Here is a 20447-nt window from a genome sequence, read left to right as displayed (position 1 = left end):
GTGAACAGCCGATCGGGAGTGCTGACATGAGACTGTTCGAGCGCATTGCCATCTGGTTCGAAGACAGGACAATGCCGGATAACCCGGGGATCGGCAGCGACGGCATGGACATCAATCCGGCGACCGGATTGCCGACGATCGCCGGGGCGGAGACACCCGACGTCGCCGGCAATCCCTATGGCTCCACCCGGCCGAATGATTGCCAGTGTGACTGGCAGCACGACGATCGCCGGGACAGCGGGGCCCATAACCATTTTCAGCATAACGATAGCTGGTCAGCGAGCAGCCATGGTCCCTGCGTGGCTAAGCATATCCCTGTGGCTGACCGATTGGTCGCACGATGGGAAGTGAGCCAACTAAGCATCATCCCCTACGGGATCAGCCTCATGGCCGTTCTACCGATGCTGATAGCGACGATCGGTATCGCCAAGGTGATCGGGACCAGGCCGCTCGTGCTCGGGCAAGGCATGGTCATCCTCTGGATTATGCTGCTCGGCACTGAGATAGGGCGGATACTCTGGACGCTAAAGCACCGTTACGCCTCGCCCCGCTGGCTACGCGCGGTTCATGCCGTGGTCGGTGACGACCTCGCCGTCCGCGCGCTCGCTGAGCTGATGCGCCAGCATCGGTACGAGCCCAATTACGTCCTTGTGAGGTCCGACATGACCATTGCGGTCCAGCAGGAGCGTGCCAGACGCAAGGAGGCGGCACTACGTGCCGAAGGGGTCCAGGTGATGGAGAAACCCGAACCTGCCTTGGGTTCAGAGCCCGGAGACGGAGATTCTCGGATCGGCGAAGAGCAGCGCGCCTGGGCGCGGCAGCGTCGTGCCGCCGAGAGGATACTGGTTGCAGCAGAACCGGTAACGGGCAGTATCTACAGCAGCTCGCATTGAACCTGCTGTCCTGCGCCATGGATGGCGCAATCCAAGTAGAATGACCACGAGTCCACTATCCGGCTGACAAGCCGGTCTGGGTGCCCCGCCGGAAGCCGGAATGAATGCCGGAGCATCACGGTATTGATACGGCAAGCGTCCGGATCGTGCAGGGAGGGGGCACACACCACGCTATGGATAGCGGTCGCGCACGGATCGAAAAACCACGATTTATCATGACTGTAGCAGAATATCGATCGTGCTACAGCTTTCACGAAAGCTGCCTTCTGACGTGCTACAAGGCTGCTACAGCGCTACGGAGACTATGCTTCATCGGGCTGTACGGCGCCTGAGGGTCGCAGGCATGCGGCCCGTGCACCGCCCCTTGGAGGCACGGCCCATCTCTCGGCAAGCGTCATGGATAAGACCGGGGCGCCAGCACCGGCTGGTATCGAACCCTGCTGTATGCTTGCGCCAGCGCGATCAGAACGTGCCGGGCGGCCGTTGTTTGAAGCGGCGGGGATCGAAGAACCAGACGAGCATGGCCATGCCGGCGATGGCCGCCGCCACCCAGCAAGCGGCTGTCAGGACAGGGGGGTAATCCAGCAGACTGACGCCCAGGCCTGCCAGCAACAGTGCGACGGTCAGCCCCGCCAATCGGCGCACGACGGGCCAGTTGCGCCGCGCGAACCCGACGCGTTTGGTATCGGCCGTCCAAGCCGCTAGCTGCTCCTTCGAAGGTCCGCTCATCTTCAGTCCCCCAGCGACAAGGCGAGCAACGTGCCGCGCAGCTGCTTGCGATTGGCGGCGCCCGCGTCCGCCCCCCCGTCGTATAGTACGCGTGCGAGCGCCTGACTGCGTTCGTCAGGCAGCTTTAGCCCTACATCCCTGCAAACGGCGTCCACGTCGCTGCGCAGGCGATCGAGCCGGTCCCAGTCGACAGGGCCATAGTAGCTCCGAGGCACAGTGTCCTCGCCCAAGATCACCCATTCGGGATCGACGTCATAATCGCGGCGGAGCTTCCCCATCAGGGCAACTGGTGGCTCGGCCCCGCCCAGTTCCCAGCTGACCAGCGCGCGCTTGGAATAGCCCAGCGCCTTGGCGAACGCCTCCTGTCCTAATCCGGTTCTCAGCCGTACCGCCCTGATCCGCTCGCCGATGGTAGATGGATCGCTCACGTCGTCATCAACTTGCTTAATCCTACATGCTATGGCTCTATCATACCAATATGTTATCATGACACGATAGTGGTGCCAGCGACCAGCATTTCGCCGGAATTTTGCCGAACAGAGGGACAAAGATTTCATGGGCGGTCAGGTCAATGTGCGGCTCGGTGACGAGGACGATGCAGCCCTTACCCGTTGTGCGGCCGAGCGCGGAGTCGAGCGCGCGACCCTGGCCAAATCGTTCGTTCGGGAATGTCTCGATTCGTGGCGGGATGGGCGCGCGTTATTCGACCGGCCCGAGCAACTGGGGCCCGGTGATGTCGTCGCCTTCGGAGCCAGGCTGGACAAGGCGGTCATGGAGATCGACCGCATCGCCCAAAGCTGGGCAGCCCATGAGAGCGACATGCACAAGCTCGAGCGTGAGGATCAGCTGGCGCTGACGCGGGTCCGAGCCGAATTCATCAAGGGCATGCCGGAACGTATCACCGCAAGCTTGAATCCGATCAGGGCGGAGATGCTACTGCTTGCCGAGCGGATCGACAGGCAGCCCCGTCTGGACGCCATCGACGAGCGGCAGCGCGACCATAGCGAGCTATTACGAGAGAATACCGCCGCCATCAGAAGCCTCGAGCGACAGCCCCGGACAAACGTCAGCTACATCATCTGGGACAGGGAATTGTCAGGCCGCAAGGTATGTGCGGCGCTGGCAGTCATCTGCATGCTCTCCGTCTCCAGCTACTTCTTCGCAGCGATGGCGCTGCCGCCATCGTGGCTTGCCGTTCGCTCGGCCAATTATCTGCTAGGCGGCGGAGACCAGGCGGTCTGCGCGCTGGTGAACTACCGGCTGGCGACCGACAGCTGCCGGACGCAGTTCGAAGGGAAGGCAAGCAAGGTCACTGTCCGGGCGACACCCGGTACGCCACAGGGCAAACAGTGATCTCGGTTGCGGCGGTCGGTTCGGCCTCCGACGCAGCTACCTATTACGCTCGCGACAATTATTATACCGCCGATCAAACAGAAGGGGTCAGTGCCTGGGCAGGCGAGGGTGCCGCAGAGCTGGGTCTGTCCGGGCCGGTCGATGCCGAGCGGTTCGAACAGGTGCTGGCCGGCGAACTCCCCAACGGCGTCGTGTTGAACGCCAAACGAGGTGAACACCGGGCAGGTTGGGACATCACCATGTCCGTGCCCAAGTCGGTGTCGATCCTGGCGCTCGTGGGCGGGGACGCACGGCTGGTGGCCGCGGTGCGCGAGGCAGCAGCCGCGACCCTCACCTGGACGGAGCGCAACATTGCCGAAGGGCGGGTCTGGAATGGCAAGGGACAGGGGCCCGAAGTGACCGGCCGGTTCGTCGCCGCCACCTTTCTTCACGACGTGAACCGCAGCGGCGAGCCGCAGCTGCACGTCCATAACGTCATCGCCAACGCGACCCGCACTGCGGACGGCCAGTGGCGGGCGCTGCACGCGGACCAGCTGTACGAACGCCAGCATGTCATGGATGCGGTGTTTCTGTCTGCACTCCGCAGCCGGGTTGAGACGCTCGGCTTTGCCACTATTCCTCGGCACGACGGCCGCAACGGCGCCTTCGAGATTGCCAGCGTGTCCCGCGCGGTGGTGGAAGCATTTTCCGGCCGATCGGCCGAGATCGATGCATACATCAAGGAACGCGGACTGGAGAACACAGCCCAGACGCGCGAATATGCGGCGCTGGCGACGCGCGCGCCCAAATCGTCAGATATTGCCGCGGAGCAGCGCGCGGAAGGATGGCGGAAGCTGGCTGCTGAGAAGGGGCTGAATCCGACAGCGCTGGTGAAGGATGCACTGGCGGAGGCGCGGCGGGGGTATGATGTGTGGACGCGCACGGTGCGGGGCGTGCGCGGAATAGGCGAGCGTGGGGTGGCCATCGCCGGCCGTATGGGGCTGACCCCGCGCGACGGCGACCCGCTGGTGCCCGAACGGCTGGGACGGCTGGAGCCGCGAGCTTATGCCGTAGCGCACGCGGTCGCATCGGCGGTGCGCGACCTGGGCGAACGGGAGGCAGCGTTCGACCGGCTGGAACTCATCCGCGAAAGCCTGTCGCGTGGCGGGCCGGTGACGGTCGGCGATGTCGAGGCCCGGCTGGCGCTGCTGCAGGAGAAAGGCCTGCTGCTCAACGACGACGATCGCATGGTGACGACGCAGGGCGCGGTGCGGTTGGAGCAGGCGTATCTTGCCACGGTCGAGGCGGGGAAGGGGCAGTCCGCCCCGATCGTTCCGCTGGTCGACGCCGCGATCCGGGTGCAGGAGGTAGCACGCGAGCTGGGGCTGCGCCGGCTCAATCCAGGCCAGGAAGCCGCAGCCGTGTTGATGCTGTCCTCGTCCGATCGGGTGGTGAACGTGCAGGGCGGGTCGGGACGCGGCAAGTCCACCGCGATGGCGCCGGTGACGGCGGTAGCGAAGGCGGAGGGGCGGACGGTGATCGGGCTCGCCATCGCCAGCGTGAAGGCGAGCGAGTTCGGACGCGATACCAAAGCGAATGTGAGCACCGTCGCCCGTTTTCTGACGCGTCATGCCCGCGTGATCGACGGCACCGCCCGACCGGAACAGGTCACCCGCGTGAAAGCGGAGCTGGCGGGTTCGATCATCATGGTCGAGGAGGCCGGGCAGCTCGGTACGCGCGACATGGAACGGATCGTGCGGCTTGCCAATATCACGGGCGTCGCGCGCGTCGTGCAGACCGGCGATACTCGCCAGCTGACCGCGATCGCAGCCGGCAAGCCGTTCGAAGCGAGCCAGCTAGCCGGTGTCGTCACAGCCCATATCACCAAGAATTTGCGTTCCAGATCCGATCAGATGAAGGCGGTCACTGCCGCACTCGACCGCGGCGACATGTCGGGCACGTTCGAGTTGCTCAGGCCTGCCACGACCGAAGTGCCGGGCAGCGAGGTGGCGACCACGGCTGCGGCGCAGTGGGCAACGCTGCCGCGTGCCGAGCGTGACGCCACCCTCCTCCTGACCGCCGGCCGCACCATGCGGAGCGAGGCCAACCAGGCCGTGCAGGCCGAACTGAAGGCGCGTGGCGAGATCGCCGCTACCGGCACATCGTTCACCGTACTCGACCGGGTCAACGCCACCAGGGAAGGCGCGCGGCTGATGCGCGCCTACCGGCCCGGCCATGTGGTGGAGGTGCGCACCAATCTGCCGAGCCAGGGCCTCGTCCGGGGCGATCGTGGTGTCGTGACCGGCGTCGACGAGGATCGAGTGCGGCTCGGCATGGCAGACGGAACCGAAAAGCTGTTTCGTCCCGGTCGGCTAGCCAAGAACCTCGACCGCGATGCCGTGTCGATTTTCGCATTGAAGCAAGTCGAGTTGCACGTTGGCGACCGTATCCGTTGGAGCGACAACGACCGGACCCGCAAGCTCGATAACGGTGCGATGGCGCGGGTGGAGGAGGTGGGCAGGGGCAGGCTGGTCGTATCCTCACTCGTCGACGGCGCCGTGCATGAGATCGCGTCCGGCGATCGTATGGCCGAGCGGCTGGACCTTGCCTATGCGATCAACGTCCATGTCGCGCAGGGAGTCACGACCGACCACGGCATCGTGGCAATGCGGTCGTCGGAGCGCAAGTTGCTGACTGAGCGCTCTTTTCTGGTCGCGCTGACCCGCGTGGCAGACAAGGTGGCGCTGGTGGTCGACGACGGGCGGAAGGTCGAAAGGCATGTCACCCGCAGTACCGGCGACAAGACCTCAGCGCTCGACGTGGTCAAACAGGTGCCGGAAAAACATCTGTCGCTTGGTGGACCATCAGGGGGCGGGGGACGGTCGCGGGACTTCGGTCTGGAAATGTAGGTGTGATAGGATAGCAGTCATTGGGACGTCCGATTTTGACCATCCTCTCACCACCCCCCTTGTCGCGCGCGTCTGAACCGTTGCGATCGGCAGGAACCGGTGTCCTACCACCCCAATTCAGAACAGCTTGCGCACCCCGATCCGGATCGATCGGCCCACGGGGTCGATCAGCGCCGGCTGAAAGCGGTTCGGCGTCTGGCCGTTGCGATCGGTGACCTTGATCCGGTCGTTGAGCAGGTTCTCGATCGTGAAGTGGATCATCAGGCCCTTGGTCCAAGGCTTGTTCACGATCTTGTGCGTGTCGAGAAAGCTGTAGAGGACCAGCCAGGTCCGCCCCGAAAATTGCAGGTCGGAGGCGGCGATGTCGCTGCGGATGCGGGTCCGCCCCTGGACACGGCCGTACATCCCCAGATTGGCGATCCCGTAATTGACCGAGCCGTTCAGTTCGACATCCCAGCGCGGTCGCCCGCCGGTACCGCTGAGCGTCGCGCCATCGAGCAGGTCGAGGACCGCCCCGTCGTCGCGCAGGGTCAGCCGGTCCTCCAGCCGGTAATTGGTCGTCGCCGACATCCGCATCTGCAATCGCGGCTTGGGCGGGCGGGGTGGGGGCGCGGTCTTGGCCGCATCGGGGGCGAGGGGCGCGGCCGGGGGTGGGGGGGCCTTGCCCAGGGTCGCCTGCAGATCGACCGTCATGCGCAGCTTGCGCTCACGCTCGAACGCCAGGTTCACCGGGCGCAGATCGACGCTGATCAACTGGCCAAGCGCGTCGCGGCGGAACAGGTCGGGAAAGACGCGTTGAAACGCCGGCGTGGCCCCGCCCAAGGAGGCCGCCTGGTTGTCGATCCGCGTGTCGAGATAATCGACGCTCAGCCGGATATCCTTGTCCCGGATCGGCTGGAGCGCGATGCCGAGCGTGGTAATCCGACGCCGTTCGGGCGCCAGTTCGGGATTGCCGCCCATGATGGTGGTGACCAGTGTGCTGCGCCCGGTCACATAGTCGAAAAAGGGCGTGTTGGGCGTGGTCAGCACCGGCGCGACCAGCTGGGTGACGGCAGGTGCGGTCTGCGCGACATTGACCGAGGCGTTGAGCTGGACCGGGCGGACGGGCGACCAGGTCAGCCCGAGATTGGAGGTGCTGAGCCGGCCGAAGTCGGACACCTGCGACACCCCCGCCATGCCGCTGAGCTGCATCTCGCCCAGAAAGGACAGCGAACCTTCGCGCGCCGAGGCGATCGGCACCGTCGCATTGACGCTGGCCCCGCGTATGGTGCGTCCGACGCCGGGGTCCGCGAGCGCGAGGTTGGAGCGTGCTTGGCTGTCGATGCGGCTGTAATCGGTGGTGACGGTCAGTTGCGCCTCGCCGGCGGGCAGGCGGACGACGGGGCCGTTGGCGGTCGCCTTGACCCCCAGCGTGTCCGACACCGCACGGCTGCGGTTGACAAGCCGCTGCACCGCGATCGCCGGATCGATCGGCGCCATGGGATCGCCGCCCGCATCGATCGCCGCCTGAAGCGCCCCCAACGGCACGCCCGTCTCCGAACTGTTCCGCGAAACCAGCCGGTCGTAATTGCCCGTCACCGCCCAGCTCCAGCGGCGGACATCACCCAGAAGCGTGCCGCCCGCATGCAGCGCCATGCTGGTCGTCCGCTGGTGCAGCACGCTTGCGGGCAGATAGCGATAGAGCAGCGCATCATTGGCGAAAGGCAGCGCCCCCGCCCCGCCGGGCACCCCCAGCACGGTCGGTGCTAGCCCGTTCAGCCCGCGATTCTGGCTCGCCTCCATCGACAGGGTCAGCGATCCCGACAGGGACTTGCCGAGCGGGCTGCCGATGCCGGTTTCGGCATGGATGGTGTCGGTGCGAGGGATCAGGGTGCGATAGGGCCCCAGATCGGTGACCGCGACCGGGGTCGTCACATAAGCCGCCAGCGACGCCCGCGCGGCCGGATCGACCGGCACCCCCGACAGGGTCACCGCCCGCCCCGCCAGCCGGTCGAGCGCAGGGTCCAGGCCGGCACCGTTCACACCCGTCACATTGCCCGTCGTCGCGAACAGCGTCTCGGGATCGGGCACGACAGCGCGCTCGCTCTGGAGGACGGGGTTCTGCCGGAAGTGCGACAGGTTGAAGGTCAGGCGGCGGGGGCCGTCGATCCGGGCCGAGGTCAGCTCGGCATAATTGGTCTCACCGCCTCCGTCCGTCGTGATACCGGGCAGCAGTTGGGCGGTGACCGCGCGGAATTTTTTCTTGGTGATGAAATTCATCACCCGCACCGTCGGCGGATAGCCGAAGCGCGCCGCCTCCTGCTCGGGCAGCACCTCGATCCGCTCCATCGCCTCATAGGGCAGGTTCTGGAACTCGGCGAAGCCCGATATGCGCCGCCCGTTGAGCAGCATCACCGGCTCGCCCCCGCTCGCCGAACTGGTCAGCGACTTCACCCGCTTGAGCAACTCGGCCAGGCTGGGCGCGCCCAGCGCCGCAATCGCCTCGGCATCGAGCACCGCCACCGGCTCGACCGCCCCGATGACGGAGCCGGGAATGCGCTTGCCGGTGACGGTGACTTCCGAAGGGGGTGCCTGTTCGCCAGGGTTAGCCTGCGCCATCGCCCCTGTCGGTATCGCCAATCCCAGGACGACCGCCGACCATCCCACGCCGCCCCTCGGCCGCGCGCGCTCCCTGTACCGCATCGTCCAGCCACTCCCATCGCCGACGTGATGGCGATGTTTAGTGTGGCAATCATGTCACAATTAAGGCTCATGCTTCGCCATATCGACGGAATATCACGGTGGCCGCCTGCCGTGGTTTTCACAACTGACGTGAAGATATGGCTTGTTTACCCGTCCGACGATTGTCGAATAAGGTCAAACGATCGCGACGACATGCAGGGAGAAGCGCCCGCGATGAGCATGAATGCCGCCGCCAGAGTGGGCGATCCGATCGGCCATAGCTTTAGCCAGGGCCTGTTCGGCGAGGCACTGGACGGTTTGTTCTTTGCCCGTCGCAGCGAGGTGGACATGCGCGCCGGCAATCTCGGCCGGCTGATCGCACGCGGACTGAGCGGCGGACGCTGGACGCCGGCCGATGGCCAGCTGACGCTCGGCTCGCGCGACGTCTTCATCAACGGCCGCCCCGCCACCATGACGATCCGATCGACCGGCCAGTGCCGCCAGCATAGCGGTCTGCGCACCGTCGTGAGCGGGTCCCGGACCGTCTCCATCAACCAGCGCGAGGCGGCGCGAGTCTCCGACACGCTCGATTGCGGTGCTTTCATCCTGGAGGGATCGCCCGATGTCCGGATCGGTCAGGGACCACCGCCCTCGACCTGCGATCTGCTGCGCGCGGACGCCGCGAAAATCGCGCAATTCCTCGTCGAGGCGCAGGCCGCGCAGGCGGTCTATGATCCCCCCGGCGAACGCACCCCGCCGCCCGGCTATCGCAACGCCACGCCCAAGGATCTGCGCCGGTTGAACCTGACGGAAGCGATGCTGGAGCATCCCATCGATCCCACGACGGGCGAACCCACCGAGTTTCGGGCCGGCGTGTTCGTCAACAATGCCACGGGCGCGCCGCTGGTGGCTTTCAAGGGGACGACCATGACCAGTGCTTCGGATTGGGGGCAGAATTTTGCCCAAGGCCTGGGGATGGATGCGTTCTATTATACCCATGCACAGAATATCGGCGATACGGTCGCCAATGCACCAGGCGGCATGGGGCGAAACGCGCGTTTCACTGGGCATTCATTAGGTGGTGGCATGGCCTCAGCAGCAGCGCGCTCGTCTGGCCTGCCAGCAACGACGTTCAACGCGGCAGGTTTGCGCAGCGACACCGTACCTAACGCGCTACCATCCGAAATAGACGGCGTTTATCTCAAGGGCGAAATATTGCGTTCCAGTCAGGCAATCCCGGTAATGCCGCGGACAGCTGAAACCCGCGCCTGGCCGTTGCCCCCAGACGAACCCGACATAAAAGATGGAATGCGTCAGGCTTATGAAAGCGACGGTATCGTAGCCGCCGGTAAATATGCCGCGATGCGCTCGGTCAATTTGCACTTGATGGACGAGGTTATCCCAGCGCTCCATATGAAACAGCGTTCAATTGCACTCGATCTAGTCATCAACGGATGCGGTTAGGACAGCTTATGCGACGTTACGTAATGATGATGGCTGGCAGCTTGCTGGCAGCAGGATGCTCGGGAGAAGACACGGTGACGAACAAGCAGGCGATCCAGCCGATGTTAGGTGCCGTCATGCATGCCAAGACCGATGAGGTGCGTCGCCTGGCGGATCAGGGCGTCGGCCTGAACGAACGCTATTACACCAACAATGACACGCCGATGATCTTTGCCGCGGGCTCAAACCAATGGACCGTGGTCGAAATTCTCATTGATCACGGGGCCGACATCTGGGCCTATAATCAATTCGGAATAACCGCAGCTCAGCGTACCGAAACGAGCCGCGTCATTCCCGGATCAGACGAGGACCAAGCACGACTGCGCGTGATCGCCAAGCTGAAGGCGCGTGGCTATCCCTTTCCGCCACCGAAGAGCGACGAGGTGCTGAAGCTGGTCGAGGAACGACGCTGGCCACCGACGGGAGCGCAGTCATAGGTGAGCGAAGGGTATGAAAATCATTTGGCAGGTCTATGCCGTGACGATCGGCTGCCTATTCGCGGTTGGGTGCTCGGGGGAGAGCACGGTGACGAACAATACGGTAATACAGCCGATGTTGGGGGCTGTAATGCATTCCCGGCCTGAAAGGGTTCGCCAGCTAGCGGAACAGGGCGTCGGCCTGAACGAACGCGATCCGGCCAATCAAAGCACGCCGATGATTGCGGCGGCCGAGACGATGCAATGGGGCATGGTCGAAACCTTGATCGATCATGGTGCCGATATCTGGGCGCATGACCAGTTCGGCATCACCGCCGCCCAGCGCACCCAGACCAGCCGCGTCATTCCCGGATCGGAAGAGGATCAGGCCCGGTTGCGCGTGATCGCCAAGCTGAAGGCGCGCGGCTATCCCTTTCCGCCGCCCAAGAGCGACGAGGTGCTGGAAATGGTCAAGGAAGGGCGCTGGCCACCGGCGGGGGCGCAGTCGTGAGCCGGGTGCAGGGCATGGAAATCGCTTGTCCCGAGGGGTGGGCCGACCGATCGATGCTGGTGCTGACGGCCCCTCCCGGCGCATCGGGGATCGCAGCCAATCTGGTGGTGACGCGTGACGTGCTGGCGGGCGGCGGACAGGCCCCTGCCGACATCGCCCGGCGGATCGAGGCGCATGTCGAGGGTGAGATTAAACGCTGGAAGGGCAAGCCGGGCTATGCGGAACTGATGCGCCGCCACGCCACGCCCGACCTGCCGACTGCCGAGATGCGGCTCGTCTGGACCGATGGCGCCGAGCCGCTGGCGCAGTGGCTGTCCTTCCTGCCGGCGGACCCCGATACGGTCGTAATGGCGGCGGCCACCGCACCGCGCGGCGACATGGCCGCGCTTGAACCCCAGTTCCATGCCATGCTGGAAACGCTGCGGCTGACATAGGGCGACAGGCCCTGTGCGCCAGGCTCAGAGCTGCGGCGCGACCGGGACCTCGATATGCGGTGCGGGCGCCGGCACGGTTTGGCGGTGCAGGACGGTGCGCATCACGCGGACATAATGGTCCGCGCCATGTTCGATGGTGAAGCGGCGCGCCTGGTGCAGCGTGCGCTGGGCGTTCTGGGCCTGGGGGCGGGCGGCGCGGATGGCGGCTGCAAAGCCCGCTTCGTCGCCGACGGGCACCAGCGTGCCCAGAGTGCCCTGTTGCAGGAGCGCGGCCATCGACCGGCTGCAATCGGTGGAGATGATGCCGATATTGGCGGCCAGCGCCTCCAGGATCACCGCCGGCACCCCCTCATAATGCGAGGACAGGAGCAGCGTGTTGTAGCCCGACAGGAGGCTGGCCGGATTGGCGACATAACCCCGGAACGCGATCCGGTCGGCCACGCCCAGCTCCACCGCCAATGCCTCCAGCATCGCGCGTTCAGGGCCCTCGCCAAAGATGGTGAGCGTATCGGCGGGCGCGGCACCGCGCGCGAAACCGCGCAGCATCAGCGCCAGGTTCTTCTGCGGCGCCAGCCGCGCGACGGTGACGAAGCGGTGGCCGGTGCCGTCGCGCGGCTGTGCGACCGGCGCAGCCTGGCGCAGGGCCGCGATCTGCGCCTCGGACAAGGCGGGATCGGGGATGATCGCAACGCGGGCGGGCGAGACGCCGACGCATTGCACGATCTCGGCACGCATCGGCTTTTCCATGCCGACGAAATGATCGATCGCCAGCCCCTGGATACGCAGCCAGAGGCGATAGAAGACACGGTAGAGCCAGGACGCGTCGGTGCGGTCGAGATTGTTGCTGATCTTGGCGATGATCGGCGGGCAATCGCGCCCCAGGATCAGCTTCAGCATCACCGCGACAAAGGCATAGGTATTGCCCGCGCAGAACAGCACGTCCGGCCGGATCGTCCGCACCGCGCGCGGCAGCGTGGCGACCATCCACAGCGTTTCCCAATGCGCGATGCCCGGCCAGCGACGCCGCGGCGTCACGAAGTCGAGGTCGGCACCGACATCCCGTGCCATCGCGCCATCGGTTCGCCCCAGGAACAGCGGCGCATCCACGCCGGTCGCACGCCAGCGATGGACGAGGCGCAGCGCGATCCGCTCCACCCCACCGGGCTCGAAACTGTGCAGGAAGGTCAGGACGCGCACGTCATCCGCCCGCCCCGATCCTCATCGATATGCCCCATGATCCCGCTCATAGGCGGCCCGGATAGCATGACCGCCCCATCCATAGACAGCCCCCATGACATAGGCGTCATGGGGGTCCATCATCGTGGCCCCGACGCATTGCCGCTTGCCTTCGCAGGCAAAGCGACCCACCCGCTGGTCGCATGAACGACGGGCAGGGTCAGCGGAGATGGACGATGCGGCGCGGCCGGAACGGGCAGATGTGGCGCGGGCAGGGGACCGTCCTGCTGCTCCTGACGCTGGTCGCGCTGGTCGCCCGTGCGCGGACCTTCGGCAATCCGGTGATCGGGTTCGACGAGCAGTTCTATCTGCTGGTCGGCGACCGGATGCTGCATGGCGCGCTGCCCTATGTCGACATATTCGATCGCAAGCCGATCGGGCTGTTCCTGCTCTATGCCGGCGCGCGTGCGCTCGGGGGCGACGGGTTCCTGGCCTATAAGCTGGTCGCGACCGGCTTCGTCATCGCTACCGCTTACGGCGTGCACCGGGTGGCCCGGCGGTTCGCCAGCCCCATCGGCGCGGTCGTGGCGGCGATCCTCTATATCCTCTGGCTGAACCTGATGGAGGGGGAAGGGGGTCAGTCCCCCGTCTTCTACAATGTGCTGATGCTGGTGGCGGCGGGCGCGGTACTGCGCGCGGTCCAGGAGCGGGGGGGGCTATGCGTTCAGGGCGCGGTCGCGATGGCGGCGATCGGGATCGCGCTCCAGATCAAATATTCGGTGCTGCCCGAAGGGGTGGCCTTTGGCTGTATCCTGCTTTGGCACGGGTGGCGCACGCGGGTGCCGATGGCGCGACTGGCGGGCGTGGCGCTGGGGTGGATCGCGCTGGCGCTGCTGCCGACGCTGGTCGCTTACGGCGTCTATGCCGCGATGGGGCATGGATCCGCCTGGCTCTTCGGCAATTTCCTGTCCGTCGGCGGACAGGCGGCACGGCCACTGGCCGATGAGCTGGAAGGGCTGGCGGCGTGCATCGGCATCCTGTCGCCGCTGGCGCTGGTGATCGCGCTCGGCCGGCCCTGGCGACGGGTGCCTGGCGAGGCGCGGGGCGGCTTCGACGTGCTCCTGATCTGGCTGGCGGTGACGGTCGCCGCAGTGCTGCTCTATGGCCGGTTCGGCAGCCCGCATTATGCCATGCCCATCGTCCTGCCCGCCGTGATCGTCGCGGCGCCCGTGTTCGACCGCTGGCGGCGGACATGGATCATCGCCTTCGTCCTCGCGATCGCATTGGCCGGGCAGATCGTGCTTTTCTTGAGCGAACGCACTAAGGGCGGCGCGGCCGAGGCGATGGCGGTCGCGCGCGCGGCGACACCGGCCAGCGGCTGCCTCTATGTCTATGACGGCTATCCGGCGCTCTATATGCTGACCCATAGCTGCCTGCCATCGCGCTGGATATTTCCCGGCCATCTCAACACCCGTGACGAGGCGAGCGTGGCCGCGATCGGCACCGATCCCGTCGTCGAGATTCGCCGCATCCTGGCCCAGCGGCCGGGTGCGATCGTCGACGATTATCCGCGCTTCGCCTTTGGCAATGCCGCCACCCGCGCGGTGCTACGCGGCGTATTGGCGCGCGACTATCACCTCGCGGCCTGCGTGCCGACGGGACCGAACCGGATGCGGCTGGTCTATCGTCCTGAGCCGGGCACGACGCCAGCCCACTGCCCGTCGCGCGCCGATCTGGATAGGCCAACTTAACCCAAGCGAAGCGGCTACCCTCTTGTCGACCCAGGATATTGCGTCCTAGGGTCCCTCCCACGTTCGCACTGAGCAACACTCGACCACCGTTCCCGATGGTTCGCCATCCCCCGGATGACCGATGGAGGGCACAATGCCGGATCGACTACAAAGCTATCGCAACCAGGTGAGCGATGCGGTGGATGCGTGGCAGGCCAATGTCTGCAACCCCTATATCATCGCCTATAACCTGGCCTATAAAAGCTATACCGACACCTTCAAGAAGCAGAGCGAGAGCGACAAGGCGCGCGCCGAGCTGTTCGTGACCGCTGCGGCGATCCTGCCCGGATCGATCCTGATGGCGACCGCCGCCACCTCCTCGCTGCGGGTGCTCGCTAATCGCGGCGCGCTGCGCCTGCTGGCGGGGCGCAGCACGACCCGCGCGCTCGGCGTCTATAATGCGGTGGCCGCCAATGCGACCGCGACCTTTGCGATCGGCAAGGCGCTCGACATCGTCAAGGACGAGACGGGCAAGGTCATCAAGGACTCGATCGTCAAGGCGATGAGCAACAGCCGCGACCTGCTGGCGACCGACCCGCTGAACCGCGACAAGCAGCTCAACTCCTGGCTGATCAACCACAAGCTGCTGGCGTTCGAGGCAGCCGACGCGATCGAACGCAGCGGCTCGCTGAGCGAGCGCGACAAGGCGCGCGCCTATGACTCCTTGCGCGCCGCGCCGATCGCCAACAAGCCGAATGGCAAGATCGAACCGTCGCGGCTGGCGCCCAAGATCGAGCTCGGCTTCTACATGGTCTGGGTGCTCGATTCCGATGAGCTGGTGACCCAGACCATTCCGGGCAACATGCATAGCCTGACCAGCAAGCCGATCGATGCGCTGCCCAGTTCGCGCGACTATCCGCGCGGCAATACCGATCCGTCGCGCGGTCCCGTGCAATGGGTCGGCGTCACCCGCCCGGGCGGCGATGTCGAGGATCAGATCGACAAGGTGCACAAGCATGTGCGCGGCAGCGCCTTTTACGCCCCCGGCGGCTGGTTCGGCAAAAGCGATGCCGGCCAGGCCCGGCTGAAGGAGGTCGCCGCGGCCGAGCGGACCCTGACCTGGCTGTCCGATATGACGCAACCGCTGGCGCCGCTGGGGTTGCGGACGTGACCCGTGCGCTGGTCGCCGGGCTGGCGCTGCTCGCCGCGTGCAGCGAAGGAGCGAGCCAGCCCCAGCCCAGCGGCGAGGCGCTCGCTCAAATCCGCGCGCAGGTGGAGGGGCAGCGGCAATGCGCACCGCTGTTGTCGGGCACATGGCCGATCGAATTCAGCGCCGATGCGCTGAGCGGTGCCAAGGTCGACGCGTTGGTCGCGGCCGGGCTGGTCCGCCGCGTGACCTTGCCCGACACCGGCGATCGTCCGCGCATCCGGATCGAGCCCACCGAAGCAGGCAAGCGCGACCTGTGGCTGCGTCGCCTCGATCCCGCGAGCCCGGCCGAGCCTTTGCTCTGCTATGGCCGCAAACAGGTGGTCGCGGTCCGTCCCGAGGCACGCGATGTCGGCGCCGCGACCGGCCCGGCGGTCAAGGGCGAGGTGCTGCGCTATGACTATCGCATCGTCCAGCCGCCCGCCTGGACCCAGCGCACCGACATCCGTGCCGCCTTCCCCTTCCTCACCCGTCAATTGGATGAGGTACATAGCGCCGAGCAGGCCGCCACGCGCGAGGGTGATCGCTGGGTGCTGAACGGGGATACCGGGAAGGACGCCAGCACCGAACTCCCTGCCGATCAAGGCTTTTTTCCGTAGACCTGTCGACATATCGACATGCCTACAAAGCTTTAGAATTGTATACTATTGTCTTTCATAGCGGTGTGATTGCGATATCATGCCGCCATGACGATTCCTGATGGCGCTCCACTCCGCTCGCTGACCCATCGCGGCAGGAGGGGGCGTCAAGCGATCCTGCCTTTGCTGACCCTGCTCGCCGGTGCCGCGACGCCATCGCCCGAGATGATCCACAGCCGTGGCAATCCAATCCTCAGCGATGGTCGCACCTATTCGACCGACCCCGCGCCGCTGGTCGATGGCGATATGCTCTGGATCCTGGCGGGACGCGACGAAGCCCCGGACGGCGTCAACGACTTCATCATGAACGAGTGGCAGTTGCTGTCGACCACCGACCCCGCCAGCGGGCGATGGCAAAATCATCCCGCCATCGCCCGGCCTGAGACTGTCTTCGCCTGGGCCGAGCCGGGCCGTGCCTATGCCGGGCAGATAGTGAAGGGACGCGACGGCCGCTTCTATCTCTATGCACCGGTCCTGCAGCGCGAGAGCCTGAGCCAAACCAAGGACCGCTTCGCGATCGGTGTCGCGGTCGCCGATCGGCCGACCGGCCCCTGGCGCGATGCGCATCCCGCCGGCCCGATCATCTCGCAGGAGACGCCGGTCGCCAACGACATCCAGAATATCGATCCCACCGTCCTGATCGACGATGACGGCCGCATCTATATCTATTGGGGCACCTTCGGCCGACTGCGCGCGATGGAGCTGGCAGCGGACATGGCCACCCCCAAGGGGCCCGAGCATATCGTCACCGGCGCGACCGGTTTCTTCGAAGCGCCCTGGCTGATGAAACGGCGCGGCACCTATTATCTGCTCTACGCCGCCAACAATGCCGGCCCCGACAGCCCCTGCACCCCGACCCTCTACCATGCGTGCCAGGCCTATGCCTCGGCCCCATCACCCATGGGTCCCTGGACCTATCGCGGCGTGATCCTGCACCCCGTCTCCTCCACCACCTCCCATGCCGGCGCGGTCGAATTCAGGGGGCGCTGGTACCTCGCCTACCATACGGCGGACGCGAAAGGCGGCGGCCATTTCAGTCGCTCGGTCGCGCTCGATCCGATGAGATGGGACGACAGCACCTCCCCCGCCGCCATCCGCCCGGTGCAGCCGACCAAGGCCCCCGGCCCGCCGCCACGCCCCACCCGCAATATCGCCCCGAGCGCCTCGGCCACCGCCTCCAACGCACCGGTACCGGTGCAATATTGGCTCGCCGCGTTGAACGACGGCGTGGTGCGCGCGAACCCGCTACCGCCCGACATGTGGAGCAACTGGACGGAACAGAACCCCGCCATCGGTTGGATCGAATATCGCTGGTCCCACCCCGTCAGCCTGAACGCCAGCCGTATCCGCTTCTTCGCCGACCACCCCGCCGGCTCGGACGAAGGCATCGCCCCACCGGCGGCTTGGCATCTGGAATATTGGGATCGAGGGTGGCGGCGAATTGCGGGCACCTACTACACTGGTGTGGATGGGTTCCAAGAGATCCGCTTCCGCCCCGTCACCACCCGCCATCTGCGCGCCGTGCTCGATGCGGCAGGCACGAAGGACCGTCATGCCGGTCTGGCCATTGAGGAATGGGAGGCTCTGACGCCGAGTGGGAAAATTTCGCCTTAAAAAATCTGGCCCGGATCGGGACGCTGCTGCTCGGGCTGAGTGACATTCGGCGCATTCGACGACTTGTCGATCACCCCAACGGGCACGATCAAATGTGATGCTCGGCTTAATAGACTATTATTCGGGCACCTCGGCTTCGTCGGTCAAAAAACGACTGCCAACTGCCCCAATCCGGCCCTCGTTACATGCAGGCATATACACCTTATATTTAATATGATAAAAGACATTATCAGATAGTCGCAGCGAAAAGGGGTTGCTTGTACATAACCAAATGAAAAAGTGTCTTTTGTACCATTGGCGCCGCGACAAATGCACGTAGATCGATCAGGCAAGGCCTCTTGCCCGTGCCTATTTTAACAATAGCGTGCTTTTAAGTAAAAACTTATGCGATGAGGGAGTAACCGTGGCCGCCCTTTATCCTACGCCCTATTTTATTCTTACGTTATACGTAGTCAATGCCGATGTCTGCAGGTCTACCGCTTAGAATTAACGTATCTGCGTCAGACTAGACGTACAGCGTATTATAAAATAACTTTTATCCCAGTAACAGCGCCATTTATGTTAAATTGCAACTTAGATTTTGCAAATACTCTACCTTGGAATTTTACCTGCGACAATGCGCGCCTGGTTTGCCGCTGTATTGAAAGCCGATGTGGAGGTTTCTTGAGGATCATATATCCGATCAATTCGTGTCCTCAATCGCGACTGAACCCTGTTACGAATACGACTATCAATACGTGCCAAAGGTTGGGATTGCAAAAAGCTATCTTCGCGGTTTACGCGATGACCGACTTCCCCAACAGTGGATCTCGCAACATGTCCGGCAGACGCTGGCCTAGTAGGCAGGGCAATTTGCGAGTTTGATTGTGAAAACGATCCTGAGGCTTCGCTCCCCTCGCTCGCTCCTCTTTCAGAATGAGATCGTATCGATGTGCCCTGTTGCGCTACAGAGGTATTTGCCCAGCCTACGCCAGTGAATAGAGCCACGACCCATATTACTGCCAAAGATAATGGCCGTATCATCGAATTGGCTCTACTTTAAGATAATCAATTTGTCCGTTCGACCCAGCAGCGTTGTCGGACGGACGAACGACTAATTCCAGGATCTGCAACGGGCATCCGGCAGGCACCTTGAATATCACTTTTTGATGACTACCAGCATCGCCATCGACATTTGCAAGCGATACTCGTGCTATCTCTAGATTATTTTGGCACCGGATTGTCCAATAGGGTTGAGCATCTTGTGCCTGCGCTGGTCCTGTGCTGTGTCCCGTCAAACGATAGGTACCCGCCGGTAGCAACTGGATCTGCCGGGCAACAGGACCGGAGGCGCTGGATGAAGCCACAAAATCTAAAATTCCGCCGCGCTGCCCCGCCTGGATCGATGCAGTTAGCCCGTCACCGTCTATAGGAATCCAGTCTAGGACTGATAGAGCCTGGCGACTACCTGTAAAGCGAGGATCACGAGAATAACGGCGATCCGCCTTCGGATGCCACATCTGATACACAGCCCACGCGTCATCGCCATGTCCAATGGCTAACAAAGCATTGACCGCATTAGCTATGGCCTCGGCCGGTACAGGCAATTTAGCTTGCGCCATTCCCTGTAGGAAGCGCGCACTAGCTTCTGGGTCAGGCCCTTTACCCGACATGTATATAAGGAAGCCGTCTCCCCATGGAGGCCTGGCAATAAGCGTGCGGATCAGGGCCGAACGGATCGCAGGGTCGGCACTCGCCGATGCCAGTACCGGATACAAAATGTCTGCCAAATTCGGAGAGGTACGTAATGCGACGTCGTAATGACGCAGCACGTCAGGTATGTCATTGCGAGCGACCGCATCTTCGATCGCCCATAATTGTGTCGAGTTGTCGCGACGTGATAGGCGTTGGCCATAGGCGAACAAACGCCGTGCAGCACCGACATCACCATGTAACTGAGCATTTATGCCTAAAGTAACGATCGCGCCGATTGCTGTCGGATCATGCATTAGAGCACGCCGGGCTAGTGCGTTAGCAAGTGAGGGATTTTCACGCATTAACCCCGCAGCATAATCACCCGCGATGGCTCCGCTATTAGGAACCATCCTATATGCCGATGCCGGGTTACCGCGAACAGTAACTTGAGCAACGGAAAAGATCACGCAATAATAGCCAAGTCCGGCAATCACCGCAGCAGCCAGCCCCCGTACAACCCATTCTTGGGGCGATCGCCATACTCGCTGGGAGCGCCGGACCTTAGCCGATAGGGCAGATTGACTATTCGCCATTATCACAACTCAAGTTTCTTGGCGTCCATAGCCATAGCCATAGTCATAGCCATAGCGCGACTTTTTCTCTTCGAACTTAGTCAAGACGCTGCCGAAGATCCGAGCATTAGCGCTATCTAGACGACGCAGTGCAGTCTTCACCAAACCCGAGCTGATACCATGCGACTCTACAGCGTAAATGACACCTTCCACGCGTGACGCAATCAGCGGCGCATCAGCCAACCCCATGACCGGGGGAGAATCGATAACAACGTGATCATAGCGATCGAGTAAACCTTCGATCAGTATCGCAAGCCGGTTGCCTGTCAAAAGTTCGGCAGCATTGGGTGGAATTGGTCCAGCCGTCATTGCGTCGAAGCCAAGGGTTTCAACTGGGAAGATCAACGATGGCAGATTGTCCTCGCCTGCCAGAAAATTACTAAGACTG

General features: G+C 63.8%; 17 protein-coding genes. 11 read left to right on the top strand and 6 right to left on the bottom strand.

Features of this window, described 5'->3' with window-relative positions; genetic code table 11:
* Positions 1–26: 26 nt before the first annotated feature.
* A complete protein-coding gene (locus tag SP6_RS20565; RefSeq protein WP_042469456.1) occupies positions 27–893 on the top strand; it encodes a hypothetical protein in 867 nt (288 codons plus the stop codon).
* A gap of 462 nt (positions 894–1355) precedes the next feature.
* On the opposite strand, the gene SP6_RS18540 is transcribed toward SP6_RS20565, so the two are convergent.
* Both SP6_RS18540 and SP6_RS18535 read right to left on the bottom strand, forming a co-directional pair.
* Positions 1356–1622 (bottom strand): hypothetical protein, encoded by a 267-nt coding sequence (locus tag SP6_RS18540; protein ID WP_042469454.1) that lies wholly within the window; start codon positions 1620–1622, stop codon positions 1356–1358.
* Between the two features lie 2 nt (positions 1623–1624).
* The gene (locus SP6_RS18535; protein ID WP_167541265.1) at positions 1625–2050 is read right to left on the bottom strand and encodes a helix-turn-helix domain-containing protein; all 426 of its coding nucleotides are present in this window, start codon (positions 2048–2050) and stop codon (positions 1625–1627) included.
* 127 nt (positions 2051–2177) lie between these two features.
* Between SP6_RS18535 and SP6_RS21300 the strand changes: the two genes are divergently transcribed.
* Together SP6_RS21300 and mobF are read left to right on the top strand one after the other, a co-directional pair.
* A complete protein-coding gene (locus SP6_RS21300) occupies positions 2178–2975 on the top strand; it encodes a hypothetical protein (protein ID WP_042469452.1) in 798 nt (265 codons plus the stop codon).
* Positions 2972–5863, top strand: coding sequence for a MobF family relaxase (gene mobF / locus SP6_RS18525; RefSeq protein WP_042469451.1), 2892 nt, complete (start codon positions 2972–2974; stop codon positions 5861–5863). The genes SP6_RS21300 and mobF overlap by 4 nt, the downstream gene beginning before the upstream one ends.
* A 117-nt stretch (positions 5864–5980) precedes the next feature.
* On the opposite strand, the gene SP6_RS18520 is transcribed toward mobF, so the two are convergent.
* Positions 5981–8461, bottom strand: coding sequence for a TonB-dependent receptor domain-containing protein (locus SP6_RS18520; RefSeq protein ID WP_042469450.1), 2481 nt, complete (start codon positions 8459–8461; stop codon positions 5981–5983).
* A gap of 111 nt (positions 8462–8572) precedes the next feature.
* Here SP6_RS18520 and SP6_RS20175 point away from each other — a divergent pair, with 111 nt between their 5' ends.
* From SP6_RS20175 to SP6_RS18500, 4 genes are all read left to right on the top strand, one after another.
* Positions 8573–9988 (top strand): PAAR domain-containing protein, encoded by a 1416-nt coding sequence (locus tag SP6_RS20175; RefSeq protein WP_082052569.1) that lies wholly within the window; start codon positions 8573–8575, stop codon positions 9986–9988.
* Positions 9989–9996: 8 nt separating this feature from the next.
* Complete coding sequence (locus SP6_RS18510; RefSeq protein WP_156146131.1) at positions 9997–10464, top strand: ankyrin repeat domain-containing protein; 468 nt, start codon at positions 9997–9999, stop codon at positions 10462–10464.
* A 130-nt stretch (positions 10465–10594) separates the two neighbouring features.
* Positions 10595–10954: an ankyrin repeat domain-containing protein gene (locus tag SP6_RS18505; protein ID WP_042469447.1), complete on the top strand. Its 360-nt coding sequence runs from the start codon at positions 10595–10597 to the stop codon at positions 10952–10954.
* Positions 10951–11388 carry a DcrB-related protein gene (locus SP6_RS18500; protein WP_156146130.1) on the top strand — a complete coding sequence of 146 codons (438 nt, stop codon included), beginning with the start codon at positions 10951–10953 and terminating at the stop codon, positions 11386–11388. The genes SP6_RS18505 and SP6_RS18500 overlap by 4 nt, the downstream gene beginning before the upstream one ends.
* A gap of 24 nt (positions 11389–11412) precedes the next feature.
* Here SP6_RS18500 and SP6_RS18495 read toward each other — a convergent pair whose 3' ends face one another.
* Complete coding sequence (locus SP6_RS18495) at positions 11413–12585, bottom strand: glycosyltransferase (protein ID WP_042469445.1); 1173 nt, start codon at positions 12583–12585, stop codon at positions 11413–11415.
* 215 nt (positions 12586–12800) lie between these two features.
* On the opposite strand from SP6_RS18495, the gene SP6_RS18490 reads away from it, so the two are divergent.
* From SP6_RS18490 to SP6_RS18475, 4 genes are all read left to right on the top strand, one after another.
* Positions 12801–14315 (top strand): ArnT family glycosyltransferase, encoded by a 1515-nt coding sequence (locus tag SP6_RS18490; RefSeq protein ID WP_053003310.1) that lies wholly within the window; start codon positions 12801–12803, stop codon positions 14313–14315.
* Between the two features lie 133 nt (positions 14316–14448).
* Positions 14449–15465, top strand: a complete 1017-nt coding sequence (locus SP6_RS18485) for a hypothetical protein (RefSeq protein ID WP_042469443.1) — start codon at positions 14449–14451, stop codon at positions 15463–15465.
* Positions 15462–16100: an SEN1982 family lipoprotein gene (locus SP6_RS18480; RefSeq protein WP_042469442.1), complete on the top strand. Its 639-nt coding sequence runs from the start codon at positions 15462–15464 to the stop codon at positions 16098–16100. Before SP6_RS18485 ends, SP6_RS18480 begins: the two co-directional genes overlap by 4 nt.
* Before the next feature lie 87 nt (positions 16101–16187).
* Positions 16188–17753, top strand: coding sequence for a family 43 glycosylhydrolase (locus SP6_RS18475; RefSeq protein ID WP_053003318.1), 1566 nt, complete (start codon positions 16188–16190; stop codon positions 17751–17753).
* Positions 17754–18772: 1019 nt separating this feature from the next.
* Here SP6_RS18475 and SP6_RS21095 read toward each other — a convergent pair.
* Positions 18773–19921, bottom strand: a complete 1149-nt coding sequence (locus tag SP6_RS21095; protein ID WP_156146128.1) for a tetratricopeptide repeat protein — start codon at positions 19919–19921, stop codon at positions 18773–18775.
* Between the two features lie 108 nt (positions 19922–20029).
* Positions 20030–20447, bottom strand: a 418-nt coding sequence (locus SP6_RS21295) for a tyrosine-protein kinase family protein (protein WP_167541264.1), incomplete at its 5' end; no start/stop codon positions are given.

This window comes from Sphingomonas paucimobilis NBRC 13935, from assembly GCF_000739895.2.
In the GTDB taxonomy this organism is placed as follows: Bacteria; Pseudomonadota; Alphaproteobacteria; order Sphingomonadales; family Sphingomonadaceae; genus Sphingomonas; species Sphingomonas paucimobilis.
The sequence above is the reverse complement of the archived record's forward strand: the minus strand, read 5'-3'. Positions and strand labels throughout refer to the sequence as shown.

What these genes read in the sequence shown, in the direction of transcription:
- SP6_RS18505 (WP_042469447.1), top strand. Translation starts at nt 10,595, where the DNA reads ATGCATTCCCGGCCTGAAAGGGTTCGCCAGCTAGCGGAACAGGGCGTC.
- SP6_RS18475 (WP_053003318.1), top strand. Translation starts at nt 16,188, where the DNA reads ATGACGATTCCTGATGGCGCTCCACTCCGCTCGCTGACCCATCGCGGC.
- SP6_RS18540 (WP_042469454.1), bottom strand. Translation starts at nt 1,622, where the DNA reads ATGAGCGGACCTTCGAAGGAGCAGCTAGCGGCTTGGACGGCCGATACC.
- SP6_RS21300 (WP_042469452.1), top strand. Translation starts at nt 2,178, where the DNA reads ATGGGCGGTCAGGTCAATGTGCGGCTCGGTGACGAGGACGATGCAGCC.
- SP6_RS20565 (WP_042469456.1), top strand. Translation starts at nt 27, where the DNA reads ATGAGACTGTTCGAGCGCATTGCCATCTGGTTCGAAGACAGGACAATG.
- SP6_RS20175 (WP_082052569.1), top strand. Translation starts at nt 8,573, where the DNA reads ATGGCGATGTTTAGTGTGGCAATCATGTCACAATTAAGGCTCATGCTT.
- SP6_RS18485 (WP_042469443.1), top strand. Translation starts at nt 14,449, where the DNA reads ATGCCGGATCGACTACAAAGCTATCGCAACCAGGTGAGCGATGCGGTG.
- SP6_RS18520 (WP_042469450.1), bottom strand. Translation starts at nt 8,461, where the DNA reads ATGGCGCAGGCTAACCCTGGCGAACAGGCACCCCCTTCGGAAGTCACC.
- SP6_RS18510 (WP_156146131.1), top strand. Translation starts at nt 9,997, where the DNA reads ATGCGACGTTACGTAATGATGATGGCTGGCAGCTTGCTGGCAGCAGGA.
- SP6_RS18490 (WP_053003310.1), top strand. Translation starts at nt 12,801, where the DNA reads ATGCGGCGCGGCCGGAACGGGCAGATGTGGCGCGGGCAGGGGACCGTC.